At 60.2% G+C, this 17606-nt stretch carries 13 protein-coding genes and 1 tRNA gene; all 14 read right to left on the reverse strand.

Going from position 1 to position 17606, the window contains the following annotated elements:
• Positions 1–1103 (reverse strand): elongation factor Tu (tuf, locus tag E8F11_RS12760; RefSeq protein WP_280287730.1); only part of this gene is annotated, 1103 nt, incomplete at its 3' end.
• A 30-nt stretch (positions 1104–1133) separates the two neighbouring features.
• Positions 1134–3263 carry an elongation factor G gene (gene fusA, locus E8F11_RS12765; RefSeq protein ID WP_280289192.1) on the reverse strand — a complete coding sequence of 710 codons (2130 nt, stop codon included), beginning with the start codon at positions 3261–3263 and terminating at the stop codon, positions 1134–1136.
• 18 nt (positions 3264–3281) lie between these two features.
• Positions 3282–3752 (reverse strand): 30S ribosomal protein S7, encoded by a 471-nt coding sequence (gene rpsG, locus E8F11_RS12770; RefSeq protein WP_016490528.1) that lies wholly within the window; start codon positions 3750–3752, stop codon positions 3282–3284.
• Between the two features lie 111 nt (positions 3753–3863).
• Positions 3864–4235, reverse strand: a complete 372-nt coding sequence (gene rpsL / locus E8F11_RS12775; RefSeq protein ID WP_003448708.1) for a 30S ribosomal protein S12 — start codon at positions 4233–4235, stop codon at positions 3864–3866.
• Between the two features lie 162 nt (positions 4236–4397).
• The gene (rpoC, locus tag E8F11_RS12780; RefSeq protein WP_280289193.1) at positions 4398–8603 is read right to left on the reverse strand and encodes a DNA-directed RNA polymerase subunit beta'; all 4206 of its coding nucleotides are present in this window, start codon (positions 8601–8603) and stop codon (positions 4398–4400) included.
• A 67-nt stretch (positions 8604–8670) separates the two neighbouring features.
• Positions 8671–12744 carry a DNA-directed RNA polymerase subunit beta gene (rpoB, locus tag E8F11_RS12785; RefSeq protein WP_280289194.1) on the reverse strand — a complete coding sequence of 1358 codons (4074 nt, stop codon included), beginning with the start codon at positions 12742–12744 and terminating at the stop codon, positions 8671–8673.
• Between the two features lie 221 nt (positions 12745–12965).
• A complete protein-coding gene (gene rplL / locus E8F11_RS12790) occupies positions 12966–13334 on the reverse strand; it encodes a 50S ribosomal protein L7/L12 (RefSeq protein ID WP_280289195.1) in 369 nt (122 codons plus the stop codon).
• Positions 13335–13415: 81 nt separating this feature from the next.
• Positions 13416–13916, reverse strand: coding sequence for a 50S ribosomal protein L10 (gene rplJ, locus E8F11_RS12795; RefSeq protein ID WP_069081965.1), 501 nt, complete (start codon positions 13914–13916; stop codon positions 13416–13418).
• Positions 13917–14128: 212 nt separating this feature from the next.
• Positions 14129–14824: a 50S ribosomal protein L1 gene (gene rplA, locus E8F11_RS12800; RefSeq protein WP_280289196.1), complete on the reverse strand. Its 696-nt coding sequence runs from the start codon at positions 14822–14824 to the stop codon at positions 14129–14131.
• Positions 14824–15255, reverse strand: a complete 432-nt coding sequence (rplK, locus tag E8F11_RS12805) for a 50S ribosomal protein L11 (RefSeq protein ID WP_028630536.1) — start codon at positions 15253–15255, stop codon at positions 14824–14826. The genes rplA and rplK overlap by 1 nt, the downstream gene beginning before the upstream one ends.
• Before the next feature lie 116 nt (positions 15256–15371).
• On the reverse strand, positions 15372–15905 hold the full coding sequence (gene nusG, locus E8F11_RS12810) for a transcription termination/antitermination protein NusG (RefSeq protein ID WP_028630537.1): 534 nt from the start codon (positions 15903–15905) through the stop codon (positions 15372–15374).
• Between the two features lie 10 nt (positions 15906–15915).
• Positions 15916–16284, reverse strand: a complete 369-nt coding sequence (secE, locus tag E8F11_RS12815) for a preprotein translocase subunit SecE (protein WP_280289197.1) — start codon at positions 16282–16284, stop codon at positions 15916–15918.
• A 47-nt stretch (positions 16285–16331) separates the two neighbouring features.
• Positions 16332–16407: transfer RNA gene (locus E8F11_RS12820), tRNA-Trp, on the reverse strand.
• Between the two features lie 53 nt (positions 16408–16460).
• On the reverse strand, positions 16461–17606 hold a 1146-nt coding region (gene tuf / locus E8F11_RS12825), incomplete at its 5' end, for an elongation factor Tu (RefSeq protein WP_280287726.1).

Genomic DNA, 17606 nt, shown 5'->3' on the forward strand with positions numbered 1-17606 from the left:
GCGATCAGGGTGACAACCATCTTGATGTTGTCGCCCGGCATTACCATCTCAACGCCTTCCGGCAGTTCGCAGTTACCGGTCACGTCAGTGGTACGGAAGTAGAACTGCGGACGGTAGCCCTTGAAGAACGGAGTGTGACGACCACCCTCTTCCTTGGACAGCACGTACACTTCGCACTCGAACTTGGTGTGCGGCTTGATGGTGCCCGGCTTGGCCAGAACCTGGCCACGCTCTACGTCGTCACGCTTGGTGCCGCGCAGCAGGACGCCAACGTTCTCACCAGCGCGACCTTCGTCGAGCAGCTTGCGGAACATTTCAACGCCGGTGCAGGTGGTCTTGGTGGTCGCACGAATGCCGACGATCTCGACTTCTTCCTGAACCTTGACGATGCCACGCTCAACACGACCGGTAACCACGGTGCCGCGACCGGAAATGGAGAACACGTCTTCGATCGGCAGCAGGAACGGCTGATCGATGGCACGCACCGGCTCCGGAATGTAGGAGTCCAGGGTTTCAACCAGCTTACGAACGGCGGAAACGCCGATTTCGTTGTCGTCCTTGCCTTCCAGGGCCATCAGAGCGGAACCAATGATGATCGGAGTGTCGTCGCCCGGGAAGTCGTAGGTGTTCAGCAGGTCGCGAACTTCCATCTCGACCAGTTCCAGCAGCTCAGCGTCGTCAACCATGTCGGCCTTGTTCAGGAACACGACAATGTAAGGAACGCCTACCTGACGGGACAGCAGGATGTGCTCGCGGGTCTGCGGCATGGGGCCGTCAGCAGCGGAGCAAACCAGGATCGCGCCGTCCATCTGGGCAGCACCGGTGATCATGTTCTTCACGTAGTCAGCGTGACCGGGGCAGTCAACGTGAGCGTAGTGACGAACGGCGGAATCGTACTCAACGTGGGAAGTGTTGATGGTGATACCGCGAGCCTTCTCTTCCGGCGCGTTGTCGATCTGGTCGAACGCACGAGCGGAACCGCCCCAGGTCTCGGAGCAGACCTTGGTCAGAGCAGCAGTCAGAGTGGTCTTGCCATGGTCAACGTGACCGATGGTGCCGACGTTGACGTGCGGTTTGTTACGTTCAAATTTTTCTTTAGCCACGACAGTAAACCTCTTACTTAAAGGGCTGAATCAACCTTGTTTTTTAACCAGCGCTTCGACGACGTTCGACGGAGCTTCGGCGTATTTGGAGAATTCCATGGAGTAGCTCGCGCGACCCTGGGACATGGAACGCACGTCGGTCGCATAACCGAACATCTCGCCCAGCGGAACCTCGGCACGAATAACCTTACCGGAAACGCTGTCTTCCATCCCCTGAATCAGGCCACGACGACGGTTCAGGTCGCCCATTACGTCGCCCATGTAGTCCTCCGGAGTCACCACCTCCACCTTCATGATCGGCTCAAGCACTTTACCACCGCCCTTCTGGGCCAGCTGCTTGGTCGCCATGGAGGCAGCGATCTTGAACGCCATCTCGTTGGAGTCGACGTCGTGGTAGGAACCATCGAACACGGAGGCCTTCAGGCCGATGAGCGGATAGCCGGCGACAACGCCGTTCTTCATCTGCTCCTCGATACCCTTCTGGATCGCAGGGATGTATTCCTTCGGAATCACACCACCCACGACTTCGTTGGTGAACACCAGACCTTCGGTGATGTTGCCCTTCTCGTCCACGTCGGCAGCCGAGAAACGGATCCAGCAGTGACCGAACTGACCGCGACCACCGGACTGACGAACGAATTTGCCTTCGATCTCGACATTTTCCTTGGTGATGGTTTCGCGGTAGGAAACCTGCGGCTTGCCGATATTGGCCTCGACGCCGAATTCGCGCTTCATGCGATCGACGAGGATGTCCAGGTGCAGCTCACCCATACCAGAGATGATGGTCTGGCCGGTTTCTTCGTCAGTCTTGACACGGAACGACGGGTCTTCCTGGGCCAGCTTGCCGAGGGCAATACCCATCTTCTCCTGGTCAGCCTTGGTCTTCGGCTCAACAGCTACCGAAATAACGGGCTCCGGGAAGTCCATGCGCTCAAGAATAATCGGCTTCTCGATGTCGCACAGCGTGTCGCCAGTGGTGACGTCCTTCATGCCGATCAGAGCTGCGATGTCGCCAGCGCGCACTTCTTTGATCTCGTCACGCTGGTTGGCGTGCATCTGCACCATACGACCAACGCGCTCTTTCTTACCCTTCACGGAGTTGATGACCGAATGGCCAGACTCCAGAACGCCCGAATAGACACGAACGAAGGTCAGGGTACCGACGAACGGGTCGGTAGCGATCTTGAACGCCAGCGCAGAGAACGGCGCGCCGTCGTCCGCAGGACGCTCGTCGACGATTTCATTGTCGTCGGTGCTGTCCGGGTGAACGCCCTTGATCGCAGGGATCTCGGTCGGAGCCGGCAGGAAGTCGATGACAGCGTCAAGAACCAGGGGCACGCCCTTGTTCTTGAAGGAGGAACCGCAGACAGCCGGAACGATTTCGCAGGCGATAGTACGCTGACGCAGGCCGGCCTTGATCTCTTCGATCGTCAGCTCACCCTCTTCCAGGTACTTGTTCATCAGCTCTTCGTTGGCTTCGGCAGCAGCCTCAACCATGTTGTTGCGCCACTCGTTGGCCAGGTCCACCAGATCAGCGGGAATTTCTTCCTCGCGATAGGAGGTGCCCTTGTCGTCCTCGTTCCAGTAGATGGCTTTCATCTTCAGCAGGTCGACCTGCCCCTGGAACTCGTCTTCCGCACCGATGGCCAGCTGAACCGGAACCGGGGTGTGACCCAGGCGATTCTTGATCTGACCAACTACGCGCAGGAAGTTGGCGCCAGCACGGTCCATCTTGTTCACGTAGACGATACGCGGCACACCGTACTTGTTGGCTTGACGCCATACGGTCTCGGACTGGGGCTCAACGCCGGAAGTACCGCAGAACACAACCACAGCGCCGTCGAGTACGCGCAAGGAGCGCTCTACTTCGATGGTGAAGTCTACGTGACCGGGGGTGTCGATGACGTTTACGCGGTACTTGTCGTACTGACCACGCGAACCTTCCCAGAAGGTGGTGATGGCAGCGGAGGTAATGGTAATACCTCGCTCCTGCTCCTGAACCATCCAGTCGGTAGTGGCGGCGCCGTCGTGCACCTCACCCATTTTGTGGCTGAGACCTGTGTAGAACAGGATCCGCTCCGTAGTGGTGGTCTTACCGGCGTCTACGTGGGCGCAGATACCGATGTTACGGTAGCGGTTGATAGGGGTTGTACGAGCCACGAAATAATCCTCGCGAGATTAGAAGCGATAATGCGAGAAGGCCTTGTTGGCCTCTGCCATGCGGTGCACGTCTTCACGCTTCTTGACAGCGGCGCCTTTGCCATCGAAGGCATCCAGCAGCTCGCCTGCGAGACGCAGGGCCATGGATTTTTCGCCACGCTTGCGCGCGGACTCAACCAGCCAACGCATGGCCAGGGCATTACGACGGGACGGGCGAACTTCGACCGGAACCTGGTAAGTGGCACCGCCTACACGGCGGGACTTGACTTCGACCAGCGGAGCGATGGCGTCGAGAGCTTTCTCGAAGATTTCCAGGGGATCGCTGTTCTTGCGTGCTTTGACGGTATCCAGGGCACCGTAAACGATGCGCTCGGCTACGGCCTTTTTGCCGCTTTCCATCACGTGGTTCATGAACTTGGCGAGAATCAGGCTTCCGTATTTCGGATCGTCCAGAATCTCACGCTTGGCTGCTACACGACGTCTTGGCATTGATAAGCCCTCAAACGGTCTTCAGGTTAGCCCGGGACCATAACCATTCGGTTACGCCCGACCTTACTCTTATCGACTCAATGAATATTGAAAAAACTTCTAAGCACCGAATTACTTCGGACGCTTGGTACCGTACTTGGAACGACCCTGCTTACGGTCTTTAACGCCGGTGGTATCCAGCGAACCGCGAACGGTGTGGTAACGCACACCCGGAAGGTCTTTTACACGACCGCCACGGATCAGCACTACGCTGTGCTCTTGCAGGTTGTGACCTTCACCACCGATGTACGAAGTCACTTCGTAGCCGTTGGTCAGACGAACACGGCAAACCTTACGGAGTGCGGAGTTCGGTTTCTTCGGCGTGGTGGTGTAGACGCGGGTGCATACGCCACGACGCTGCGGGCAGTTCTGCAGCGCAGGTACGTCGGATTTCTCGACGATACGGCTGCGCGGCTTACGCACCAGCTGGTTAATAGTTGCCATCTAATTGCTCCACTGTTGTCTTTCGACGCTATTGCCTTACAAAGAAAGCAAAATGACAGAGCGAAGCGCCCTGCCAAATTTAGGGGTGCATGAGTCTAAAGAGACTCGCAGCCCCCGTCAAGGCAAAGCCCCCGACGGCCAAGGCCGTCGGGGGGTTCGCACTTAGCTGCTGCTGGAGTTCAGCGCTTCGGTCAGCGCTGCTTCCACTTCGCTCGCGCTGACGCGGACCGGCTTGCCGGCTTCGCGCTGACGCTTGCGCTCGCTGTGGTAGGCCAGGCCGGTACCGGCCGGGATCAGACGACCCACCACCACGTTTTCCTTCAGGCCGCGCAGGTAGTCGCGCTTGCCGGTAACCGCCGCCTCGGTGAGGACGCGGGTGGTTTCCTGGAAGGACGCCGCGGAGATGAACGACTCGGTCGACAGCGAGGCCTTGGTGATACCCAACAGGACGCGCTCGTACTTGGCGATGAAGCGGTCTTCGGTCGCCAGACGCTCGTTCTCTTCCAGCACCTGGGTCAGTTCCATCTGGTCGCCCTTGATGAAGCTGGAATCACCCGACTCGGCAATCTCGACCTTGCGCAGCATCTGACGCAGGATGGTCTCGATGTGCTTGTCGTTGATCTTCACGCCCTGCAGGCGGTACACGTCCTGGATCTCGTTGACGATGTACTTGGCCAGCGCGCTGACACCCAGCAGGCGCAGGATGTCGTGCGGGTTGCTCGGGCCGTCGGAGATGACTTCGCCACGGTTCACCTGTTCGCCTTCGAACACGTTCAGGTGACGCCACTTCGGAATCAGCTCCTCGTACGGATCGCTTCCATCGTTCGGGGTGATGACCAGACGGCGCTTGCCTTTGGTCTCCTTGCCGAAGGAGATGGTGCCGCTGATTTCCGCCAGGATCGACGGCTCTTTCGGACGACGCGCTTCGAAGAGGTCGGCCACGCGTGGCAGACCACCGGTGATGTCGCGGGTCTTCGAGGTTTCCTGCGGGATACGGGCGATAACGTCACCCACACCCACCTGGGCACCGTCGGCCACGCCAACCAGGGCGTTCGCCGGCAGGAAGTACTGGGCGGGAACGTCGGTACCCGGCAGCAGCAACTCCTTGCCATTGGCGTCGACCAGCTTCACGGCCGGACGGATGTCCTTGCCGGCTGCCGGACGATCCTTCGGATCCAGAACCTCGATGTTGGTCAGGCCGGTCAGTTCGTCGGTCTGACGCTTGATGGTGATGCCCTCCTCCATGCCGACGAAGGTCACGGTACCCTTCATTTCGGTCACGATCGGGTGGGTGTGCGGGTCCCACTTGGCGACGATGGCGCCCGGGTCGACCTTGTCGCCTTCCTTCACCGAAATCACGGCACCGTACGGCAGCTTGTAGCGCTCGCGCTCACGACCGAAGTCATCGGCCACAGCCAGCTCACCGGAACGGGATACCGCCACCAGGTTGCCGTCGACACGCTCGACATGCTTCAGGTTGTGCAGGCGGATGGTACCGCCGTTCTTCACCTGGACGTTGTCGGCAGCCGAGGTACGGCTTGCAGCACCACCGATGTGGAAGGTACGCATGGTCAGCTGGGTACCCGGCTCACCGATGGACTGGGCGGCGATTACGCCGACCGCTTCACCGATGTTCACCTGGTGACCACGGGCCAGATCGCGGCCGTAGCACTTGGCGCAGATGCCATAGCGGGTTTCGCAGGTGATCGGCGAACGCACGATCACTTCGTCGACGCTCATGCGCTCGATGAACTCGACCCACTGCTCGTCGATCAGGCTGCCGGCCGGCACGATGACTTCGCCGTCGTCGCTGCCCGGCTTGAACACGTCACGGGCGATGACACGGCCCAGTACGCGCTCACCCAGGGGCTCGACCACGTCGCCGCCTTCGATGTGCGGGGTCATCAGCAGGCCATGCTCGGTGCCGCAGTCGACTTCGGTCACTACCAGGTCCTGGGCCACGTCGACCAGACGACGGGTCAGGTAACCGGAGTTCGCGGTCTTCAATGCGGTATCCGCCAGACCTTTACGAGCACCGTGAGTGGAGATGAAGTACTGGAGTACGTTCAGGCCTTCACGGAAGTTCGCGGTGATGGGGGTCTCGATGATGGAGCCGTCCGGCTTGGCCATCAGGCCGCGCATACCGGCCAACTGACGGATCTGGGCCGCGGAACCCCGCGCACCGGAGTCCGCCATCATGTACATGGAGTTGAAGGACTCCTGGTCGACTTCCTTGCCCTCGCGGTCAATGACCTTCTCTTTCGAGAGGTTGGCCATCATCGCCTTGGACACTTCGTCGTTGGCCTTGGACCAGAGGTCGATCACCTTGTTGTACTTCTCGCCCTGGGTTACCAGGCCGGAGGCGTACTGGGATTCGATTTCCTTCACTTCCTCGGTGGCGGCATCGATGATGCGTGCCTTCTCATCGGGGATGACGAAGTCATTCACGCCGATGGAGACGCCGGAAATGGTGGAGTAGGCGAAACCGGTGTACATCAGCTGGTCAGCGAAGATGACGGTGTCCTTCAGACCCACCACGCGGTAGCACTGGTTGATCAGCTTGGAGATCGCCTTCTTCTTCATCGGCTGGTTGACCACGTCGAAGGACAGGCCGGCCGGAACCACCTGGAACAGCAGCGCGCGGCCGACGGTGGTGTCGACGATACGGGTGTTCTTGGTGATGGAGCCGTCCTTGTCCTTCACGGTCTCGTTGATGCGCACTTTCACGCGGGCGTGCAGGGACGCTTCGCCGGCGCGGAACACGCGGTCGACTTCCTGCAGGTCGGCGAATACGCGACCTTCGCCCTTGGCGTTCACGGCATCACGGGTCATGTAGTACAGACCCAGTACCACGTCCTGCGACGGCACGATGATCGGCTCGCCGTTGGCGGGGGACAGGATGTTGTTGGTGGACATCATCAGCGCGCGCGCTTCCAGCTGGGCCTCGAGGGTCAGCGGGACGTGAACGGCCATCTGGTCACCGTCGAAGTCGGCGTTGTACGCCGCGCAGACCAGCGGGTGCAGCTGGATAGCCTTGCCTTCGATGAGCACCGGCTCGAACGCCTGGATACCCAGACGGTGGAGGGTCGGCGCACGGTTCAGCAGTACGGGGTGTTCGCGGATGACTTCGGCGAGAACGTCCCAGACCTCGGGCAGTTCGCGCTCGACCATCTTCTTGGCCGCCTTGATGGTGGTGGCCATGCCACGGGCTTCGAGCTTGCCGAAAATGAACGGCTTGAACAGCTCGAGGGCCATCTTCTTCGGCAGACCGCACTGGTGCAGACGCAGGGTCGGGCCCACGGTGATCACGGAACGACCGGAGTAGTCCACGCGCTTACCGAGCAGGTTCTGACGGAAGCGGCCTTGCTTGCCCTTGATCATGTCGGCCAGGGACTTCAGCGGGCGCTTGTTCGAGCCGGTGATGGCACGGCCGCGGCGGCCGTTGTCCAGCAGGGCGTCGACAGCTTCCTGCAGCATGCGCTTTTCGTTGCGCACGATGATGTCCGGAGCAGCCAGGTCGAGCAGGCGCTTCAGGCGGTTGTTACGGTTGATGACGCGACGATACAGATCGTTCAGGTCGGAAGTCGCGAAGCGGCCGCCATCCAGCGGAACCAGCGGACGCAGGTCCGGTGGCAGCACCGGCAGGACGGTCAGGACCATCCACTCGGGGTGGTTGCCGGAGTCCTTGAAGGCTTCCATCAGCTTCAGGCGCTTGGACAGCTTCTTGATCTTGGTTTCCGAGTTGGTCTGCGGGATCTCCTCGCGCAGGCGGCCAATCTCGTGCTCCAGATCGATAGCGTTGAGCAGCTCGCGAACGGCCTCGGCGCCCATGCGCGCGTCGAAGTCGTCACCGAACTCTTCGAGGGCTTCGAAGTACTGCTCGTCATTCAGCAGCTGGCCCTTCTCCAGGGTGGTCATGCCCGGATCGATCACCACGTAGCTCTCGAAGTAGAGCACGCGCTCGATGTCACGCAGGGTCATGTCCAGCAGCAGGCCGATACGGGACGGCAGGGACTTCAGGAACCAGATGTGGGCGACCGGCGAAGCCAGCTCGATGTGGCCCATGCGCTCGCGGCGCACCTTGGCCAGGGCGACTTCCACGCCGCACTTCTCGCAGATCACACCGCGGTGTTTCAGGCGCTTGTACTTACCGCACAGGCACTCGTAGTCCTTCACCGGGCCGAAGATCTTGGCGCAGAACAGGCCATCGCGCTCCGGCTTGAAGGTACGGTAGTTGATGGTCTCCGGCTTCTTCACTTCACCGAAGGACCAGGAACGGATCATCTCGGGCGAGGCCAGACCAATACGGATGGCATCGAACTCTTCGATTTGACCCTGGTTTTTCAACAGATTCAGCAAGTCTTTCAAGGCCTTTCCTCCTCACGGACCCGCTACGACCGGCCTTGACCAGCCGTAGCGTTTTGGGCGTCGCGTGTTATTCGGTTTCCAGTTCGATGTCGATGCCGAGCGAACGGATCTCTTTGATCAACACGTTGAAGGACTCGGGCATGCCGGCCTCCATGCGGTGATCGCCGTCCACGATGTTCTTGTACATCTTGGTCCGGCCGTTCACGTCGTCCGACTTCACGGTCAGCATTTCCTGCAGGGTGTAGGCGGCGCCGTAGGCTTCCAGTGCCCAGACCTCCATCTCCCCGAAACGCTGGCCACCGAACTGCGCCTTACCACCCAGCGGCTGCTGGGTAACCAGGCTGTAGGAGCCGGTGGAACGTGCGTGCATCTTGTCGTCGACCAGGTGGTTCAGCTTGAGCATGTACATGTAGCCGACGGTGGTCGGACGCTCGAACATGTTCCCGGTACGACCGTCGAACAGGCGCATCTGGCCGCTCTCCGGCAGGTCGGCGAGCTTCAGCATGGCCTTGATCTCGCTTTCCTTGGCACCGTCGAACACCGGGGTCGCCATCGGAACGCCAGCGCGCAGGTTCTTCGCCAGGTCCAGGATTTCCTGGTCGCCCAGTTCGTCCAGGCTTTCCTGACGGCCACCGATCTCGTTGTAGATCTCGTGGAGGAACTTGCGCAGCTCGGCGATCTTGCGCTGCTCTTCGAGCATGCGGTTGATCTTCTCGCCCAGGCCCTTGGCCGCGAGGCCCAGGTGGGTTTCGAGGATCTGACCGACGTTCATACGAGACGGCACGCCCAGCGGGTTCAGGACGATGTCGACCGGGGTGCCATTGGCGTCGTGCGGCATGTCTTCGACCGGCATGATCACGGAGACCACACCCTTGTTACCGTGACGGCCCGCCATCTTGTCGCCCGGCTGAATGCGGCGCTTGATGGCCAGGTAGACCTTGACGATCTTCAGCACGCCCGGAGCCAGGTCGTCGCCTTGCTGCAGCTTGCGCTTCTTGTCTTCGAACTTGTCGTCCAGCATCTGGCGACGGTCAGACAGATAGGCCTGGGCCTTTTCCAGCTGCTCGTTCAGGGCGTCTTCGGACATGCGCAGCTTGAACCACTGGCCGCGCTCGAGACCGTCGAGGTACTCGTGGGTGATCTCGGTGCCCTTCTTCACGCCGGCGCCACCTTCAGCGACCTGGCCGACCAGGGCGGAACGCAGACGCTCGAAGGTCGCGCCTTCGACGATGCGGAACTCTTCGTTGAGGTCCTTGCGGATCTCGTCCAGCTGCATCTTCTCGATCGACAGCGCGCGGCTGTCGCGCTCCACGCCGTCGCGGGTGAAGACCTGCACGTCGATGACGGTGCCCTTGGTGCCGGTCGGCACGCGCAGGGAGGTGTCCTTCACGTCGGACGCCTTCTCACCGAAGATCGCGCGCAGCAGCTTCTCTTCCGGAGTCAGCTGGGTCTCGCCTTTCGGGGTGACCTTGCCGACCAGGATGTCGCCGGCCTGGACTTCAGCGCCGACGTAGACGATGCCCGCCTCGTCCAGCTTGTTCAGCGCGGCCTCACCCACGTTCGGGATGTCCGCGGTGATCTCTTCTGGGCCGAGCTTGGTGTCACGCGCCACACAGGTCAGTTCCTGGATGTGGATGGTGGTGAAGCGGTCTTCCTGGACCACGCGCTCGGACAGGCAGATGGAGTCTTCGAAGTTGAAGCCGTTCCAGGGCATGAACGCGACGCGCATGTTCTGACCCAGGGCCAGCTCGCCCATGTCGGTGGACGGACCATCGGCCAGGATGTCGGCGCGAGCGACCACGTCACCCTTCTGCACCAGCGGACGCTGGTTGATGCAGGTGTTCTGGTTCGAACGGGTGTACTTGGTCAGGTTGTAGATGTCGACGCCGGCTTCACCGGTCTCGACTTCGTCGTCGTTGACACGAACCACGATACGGCTGGCATCGACCGAGTCGATCACGCCGCCACGGCGGGCCACGACGCAAACGCCGGAGTCGCGCGCCACGTTGCGTTCCATGCCGGTACCGACCAGGGGCTTGTCGGCACGCAGGGTCGGCACGGCCTGACGCTGCATGTTCGAACCCATGAGTGCACGGTTGGCGTCGTCGTGCTCGAGGAACGGAATCAGCGAGGCAGCGACGGAAACGACCTGCTTCGGCGACACGTCCATCAGGGTCACGTCTTCCGGCGCCTTGACGGTGAATTCGTTCAGGTGACGTACGGCTACCAGCTCGTCAACCAGCTGACCCTGCTCGTTCATGGTGGCCGAGGCCTGGGCGATGACGTGGTCGGCCTCTTCGATAGCGGAGAGGAAGACGATCTCGTCGGTCACCTGGGTGCCGTTGACAACGCGGTACGGGCTTTCCAGGAAGCCGTACTGGTTGGTGCGGGCGTAGGTCGCCAGGGAGTTGATCAGACCGATGTTCGGGCCTTCAGGGGTTTCGATCGGGCACACGCGGCCGTAATGGGTCGGGTGTACGTCACGAACCTCGAAGCCTGCGCGCTCACGGGTCAGACCGCCTGGGCCGAGTGCAGAAACGCGGCGCTTGTGGGTGATCTCGGAGAGCGGGTTGTTCTGGTCCATGAACTGCGACAGCTGGCTGGAACCGAAGAACTCCTTGATCGCGGCAGCCACCGGCTTGGCGTTGATCAGGTCCTGCGGCATCAGGCCTTCGCTTTCGGCCATGGACAGACGTTCCTTGACCGCGCGCTCTACACGCACCAGGCCCACGCGGAACTGGTTCTCGGCCATCTCGCCGACGCAACGGACACGGCGGTTACCCAGGTGGTCGATGTCGTCGACGATACCCTTGCCGTTACGGATGTCGACCAGGGTCTTGAGGACGTCGACGATGTCTTCCTTGCTCAGCACACCGGAGCCTTCGATCTCGGAACGACCGATGCGGCGGTTGAACTTCATGCGGCCAACGGCGGACAGGTCGTAACGCTCGGCGCTGAAGAACAGGTTGTTGAACAGGGTCTCGGCGGCTTCCTTGGTCGGCGGCTCGCCCGGGCGCATCATGCGGTAGATCTCGACCAGGGCTTCCAGTTGGTTGCCGGTGGAATCGATCTTCAGGGTGTCCGAAATGAACGGACCGCAGTCGATGTCGTTGGTGTACAGGGTCTCGATGCGGACTACCTGGGCCTTGGCGATCTTCACCAGCAGGTCGGTGGTCAGCTCGGTATTGCACTCGGCGATGATCTCACCAGTGGCCGGATGCACGATGGCCTTGGCCGAGGTGCGACCAAGGACGTAGTCCATCGGGACTTCCAGTTCCTTGATACTGGCTTTTTCCAGCTGGTTGATATGGCGGGCAGTGATACGACGGCCCTGCTCCACGATCACCTTGCCGTTCTCGTCCTTGATGTCGAACACGGCGATTTCGCCGCGCAGACGTTGCGGGACCAGCTCCAGGTGCAGGCCTTCGCCCTTCACATGGAAGACGTTGGTGGCGTAGAAGGCGTTCAGCACTTCTTCAGTGGTGTAGTTCAGTGCGCGCAGCAGGACGGTAGCCGGCAGCTTGCGGCGACGGTCGATACGCACGAACACGCAGTCCTTCGGATCGAACTCGAAGTCCAGCCAGGAACCGCGGTAGGGAATGATGCGAGCGGAGTACAGCAGCTTGCCCGAGCTGTGGGTCTTGCCACGGTCGTGGTCGAAGAACACGCCCGGGGAGCGGTGCAGCTGGGACACGATGACGCGCTCGGTACCGTTGATGATGAAGGTACCGTTCTCGGTCATCAGGGGGATTTCCCCCATGTAGACTTCCTGCTCCTTGATGTCCTTGATCGCTTTGTTCGACGACTCTTTGTCGAAGATGATCAGACGGACTTTTACCCGCAGCGGCACGGCGAAGGTCACGCCACGCAGCACGCATTCCTTGACATCGAAGGCCGGCTCGCCCAGGCGATAACCGACGTATTCCAGGGCGGCGTTGCCGGAATAGCTGATGATCGGGAAAACAGACTTGAAGGCCGCGTGCAGGCCGATGTCACGGAACTGCTCTTTGCTGACTCCCGCCTGCAGGAATTCGCGATACGAATCCAGCTGGATGGCCAGGAGGTAGGGTACATCCATGACGTCCGGCAACTTGCTAAAGTCTTTGCGGATACGTTTTTTCTCAGTGTATGAGTAAGCCATCAGCGTTCCCCAGCTTGGTCACCTGCTTGTTTGGCCCCTCCGACGGGAGTAGCCAGAAAATCTTGCAGACCCCTTGGTCTGCTCCGCCTCCCAGTGGAGGTCGGGTCACGTCCCAGGTGGCGTACGGAGACAACCACCTAGAACGGAAAAAGGCCGGTGGCATTAGCCACCAGCCGTCAGCCTTGCGCGGAGCGCACCGGCTGTAGACGCAAGGTCGTCGCTTACTTGAGCTCGACTTTGGCGCCAGCTTCTTCCAGAGCTTTCTTGGCAGCTTCGGCCTCTTCTTTCGAAGCGCCTTCCTTGACCACGCCCGGGGCGCCGTCAACAACTGCCTTGGCTTCTTTCAGACCCAGACCGGTCAGTTCGCGAACGACCTTGATCACGTTCACTTTCTTCTCGCCGGCTTCGGTCAGGATGATGTTGAACTCGGTTTGTTCTTCAACGACAGCAGCGGCAGCAGCCGGGCCAGCAGCAGCGGCGGCAGCAGCGGTAACACCGAACTTCTCTTCCATCGCCTTGATCAGTTCAACGATCTGCATGACGGACATTTCGGATACGGCGTTGATGATGTCTTCGTTGGTCAGAGCCATGACTCTAATTCCTGTATTGGTGGACAGCCTTCGCGGCCATCAAAATTAAAAGTTTTCGTGAAAGTGACTATGCGGCCTGGATCAGGCAGCAGCGCCTTCTTTCTGGTCGCGAATAGCCGCCAGAGTACGAGCCAGCTTGCTGGTAGCGCCTTGAATAACGCTCATCAGCTGTGCAACGGCTTCGTTGTAGGTCGGCAGAGTCGCCAGTACGTCGATCTGATTGGCTGCGAGGAACTGGCCCTCGAATGCAGCGGCCTTGATCTCGAACTTGTCCTGACCCTTGGAGAACTCCTTGAAGATACGGGCAGCAGCGCCCGGATGTTCGTTGGAGAACGCAATCAGGGTCGGGCCTTTGAACACGTCGTTGAGCACTTCGAACTGAGTGCCGGCAACGGCGCGGCGGGCCAGGGTGTTACGTACGACACGCACGTATACACCAGCCTCGCGGGCCTCTTTACGGAGTCCGGTCATAGCGGCTACGGTCACGCCACGGGCATCAGCCACGACAGCGGACAGGCCAGCTTTGGCAGCCTCGTTGACTTCAGCGACGATGGCCTTCTTGTCTTCGAGTTTAATTGCCACGGGTCTAACTCCTGGATGTTACCGTTTCGTCCAGCCGAGGCCGGACGGCGTTTTGGTGTCTGATTCGGTAAACGAATCGGGAGCACCATCTGCGTAGGCTCGGGAATCGCTTCCCAGTTTGAGGCTTGCGCCGCCTACGGTCTTGGATAGCCCCCGCCAGGCAGGGACCCCAATACCTGGCGCGACGGACGAGTCCGTCGCGCATTTATCACTTAGCCTTCGAGGGAAGCCTGATCGATCTGCAGACCCGGGCCCATGGTGGTGCTCAGGGTCACGCGCTTCAGGTACACACCCTTGGAGGTGGACGGCTTCAGACGCTTCAGGTCAGCCAGCAGAGCTTCTACGTTCTGCTTCAGCTTGATCGGCTCGAAGTCGACCTTGCCGACGGAAGCGTGAATGATGCCGTTCTTGTCGGTACGGAAACGCACCTGACCAGCCTTGGCGTTCTTCACGGCGGTAGCCACGTCCGGAGTCACGGTACCGACCTTCGGGTTCGGCATCAGGCCGCGCGGACCGAGGATCTGGCCCAGCTGACCGACAACACGCATCGCGTCCGGGGAAGCGATGACCACGTCGTAGCTCAGGTCGCCGCCCTTCATCTCGGCAGCCAGCTCATCCATGCCAACGCGATCGGCGCCGGCAGCCAGGGCAGCTTCAGCGCCCGGACCCTGGGTGAACACGGCAACGCGGACGCTCTTGCCAGTGCCGTTCGGCAGAACGGTGGCACCACGAACGACCTGGTCGGATTTACGCGGATCGACGCCCAGATTGATGGAGACGTCCACGGACTCCTTGAACTTGGAGGTAGCCAGTTCAGCCAGCAGTTTGGCGGCATCTTCGAAGCCGTATTGCTTGCCAGCTTCTACTTTCTCGGCGATTGCCTTTTGGCGCTTGGTCAGCTTAGCCATTACACACCCTCCACGTTCAGGCCCATGCTACGAGCGGAACCGGCGATGCTACGCACGGCCGCATCCAGGTCAGCTGCAGTCAGATCAGCCTTCTTGGCTTTGGCGATCTCTTCCAGCTGAGCACGGGTAACGGTGCCTACTTTCTGGGTGTTCGGACGCGGAGAACCGCTGGCGATGCCGGCCGCTTTCTTCAGCAGCACGGAAGCCGGGGTGCTCTTGGTCTCGAAAGTGAAGCTGCGGTCGCTGTATACGGTGATGATCACGGGAGTCGGCAGACCCGGCTCGAGGCCTTGGGTACGGGCGTTGAACGCCTTGCAGAATTCCATGATGTTCACGCCGTGCTGACCCAGGGCAGGGCCGACCGGCGGCGACGGGTTGGCCTGAGCGGCCTTCACTTGCAGCTTGATATAAGCTTGAATCTTCTTAGCCATTTAAAACTCCAGTTACGGGTTCTAGCGCCCGAAGGCTCCCCGATTGCTTTCGCGTTTATCCCAGTGACGACAAAACCCCGCAACCTAGGGCTGCGGGGTTGGGATGCCAATTTCAGTTAAGCCTTCTCGACCTGACTGAACTCCAGCTCTACCGGGGTAGAGCGGCCAAAGATGAGCACGGCCACCTGGATCCGGCTCTTCTCGTAGTTGACCTCTTCGACGACACCATTGAAGTCGGCAAACGGACCATCGATGACACGAACGGTCTCGCCCGGCTCGAACAGGGTCTTCGGCTTCGGCTTGTCCCCGCTATCAGCAACGCGACGCAGGATGGCTTCAGCTTCTTTCTCAGTGATGGGAGCCGGCTTATCGGCAGTACCACCGATAAAGCCCATGACGCGCGGCGTATCCTTGATCAAGTGCCAAGTCGCCTCGTTCATCTCCATCTGAACCAGCACATAGCCGGGGAAGAACTTGCGTTCGCTCTTGCGCTTCTGGCCATTACGCATCTCCACCACTTCTTCAGTGGGGACCAGAATCTCGCCGAACTCGTCTTCCATGCCGGCCAGCTTGACGCGCTCGATCAGCGAGCGCATGACATGCTTCTCGTAACCCGAGTAAGCATGCACAACGTACCAACGCTTAGCCACGGCGCACCTATTAACCAACAATCAACGAAACAAGCCAGCCGAGCAGGGTATCGACCCCCCACAACAGCAGCGACATTACCAGCACGACAGCCACGACGATCAGAGTGGTCTGGGTGGTTTCCTGACGGGTCGGCCAAACAACCTTGCGAATTTCCGCGCGAGCTTCCTTGGCAAGAACGAAGAAAGCCTGCCCTTTGGACGTCTGCAGCGCCACGACAGCAGCAACAGCGGCAAGAGCGAGAAGCGCGAGAACGCGATACAGGATCGGCTCAGCAGAGAAGTACTGATTGCCGACCACACCAACAGCAACAAGAGCCACCACAACGACCCACTTCAGAGCGTCGAAGCGTGTTTCTTTGGCTTCAGCCTTGGCATTCATCAGCTAGGATCCTGTGAGAGAAATGCCAGATTCTCATTCTTGGAATCTGGCAGGCCAGGAGGGAATCGAACCCCCAACCTGCGGTTTTGGAGACCGCCGCTCTGCCAATTGAGCTACTGGCCTGTAACAAAGTCAGGCCGACCATTATGCCGGCCTGATACACCAAGATCAACCCGTTATTCGATGATCTTGGCCACAACACCGGCGCCTACGGTACGACCGCCTTCGCGAATCGCGAAGCGCAGGCCGTCTTCCATGGCGATCGGAGCGATCAGGGTGACAACCATCTTGATGTTGTCGCCCGGCATTACCATCTCAACGCCTTCCGGCAGTTCGCAGTTACCGGTCACGTCAGTGGTACGGAAGTAGAACTGCGGACGGTAGCCCTTGAAGAACGGAGTGTGACGACCACCCTCTTCCTTGGACAGCACGTACACTTCGCACTCGAACTTGGTGTGCGGCTTGATGGTGCCCGGCTTGGCCAGAACCTGGCCACGCTCTACGTCGTCACGCTTGGTGCCGCGCAGCAGGACGCCAACGTTCTCACCAGCGCGACCTTCGTCGAGCAGCTTGCGGAACATTTCAACGCCGGTGCAGGTGGTCTTGGTGGTCGCACGAATGCCGACGATCTCGACTTCTTCCTGAACCTTGACGATGCCACGCTCAACACGACCGGTAACCACGGTGCCGCGACCGGAAATGGAGAACACGTCTTCGATCGGCAGCAGGAACGGCTGATCGATGGCACGCACCGGCTCCGGAATGTAGGAGTCCAGGGTTTCAACCAGCTTACGAACGGCGGAAACGCCGATTTCGTTGTCGTCCTTGCCTTCCAGGGCCATCAGAGCGGAACCAATGATGATCGGAGTGTCGTCGCCCGGGAAGTCGTAGGTGTTCAGCAGGTCGCGAACTTCCATCTCGACCAGTTCCAGCAGCTCAGCGTCGTCAACCATGTCGGCCTTGTTCAGGAACACGACAATGTAAGGAACGCCTACCTGACGGGACAGCAGGATGTGCTCGCGGGTCTGCGGCATGGGGCCGTCAGCAGCGGAGCAAACCAGGATCGCGCCGTCCATCTGGGCAGCACCGGTGATCATGTTCTTCACGTAGTCAGCGTGACCGGGGCAGTCAACGTGAGCGTAGTGACGAACGGCGGAATCGTACTCAACGTGGGAAGTGTTGATGGTGATACCGCGAGCCTTCTCTTCCGGCGCGTTGTCGATCTGGTCGAACGCACGAGCGGAACCGCCCCAGGTCTCGGAGCAGACCTTGGTCAGAGCAGCAGTCAGAGTGGTCTTGCCATGGTCAACGTGACCGATGGT

Source organism: Pseudomonas sp. BN417 (assembly GCF_029871205.1).
Taxonomy (GTDB): domain Bacteria; phylum Pseudomonadota; class Gammaproteobacteria; order Pseudomonadales; family Pseudomonadaceae; genus Metapseudomonas.

Bases quoted from the DNA above. Each gene is read 5' to 3' on its own strand.
- rplA (WP_280289196.1), bottom strand. From the start codon at position 14,824: ATGGCTAAGCTGACCAAGCGCCAAAAGGCAATCGCCGAGAAAGTAGAA.
- rplK (WP_028630536.1), bottom strand. From the start codon at position 15,255: ATGGCTAAGAAGATTCAAGCTTATATCAAGCTGCAAGTGAAGGCCGCT.
- secE (WP_280289197.1), bottom strand. From the start codon at position 16,284: ATGAATGCCAAGGCTGAAGCCAAAGAAACACGCTTCGACGCTCTGAAG.
- rplL (WP_280289195.1), bottom strand. From the start codon at position 13,334: ATGGCTCTGACCAACGAAGACATCATCAACGCCGTATCCGAAATGTCC.
- rpoB (WP_280289194.1), bottom strand. From the start codon at position 12,744: ATGGCTTACTCATACACTGAGAAAAAACGTATCCGCAAAGACTTTAGC.
- rpsL (WP_003448708.1), bottom strand. From the start codon at position 4,235: ATGGCAACTATTAACCAGCTGGTGCGTAAGCCGCGCAGCCGTATCGTC.
- rpsG (WP_016490528.1), bottom strand. From the start codon at position 3,752: ATGCCAAGACGTCGTGTAGCAGCCAAGCGTGAGATTCTGGACGATCCG.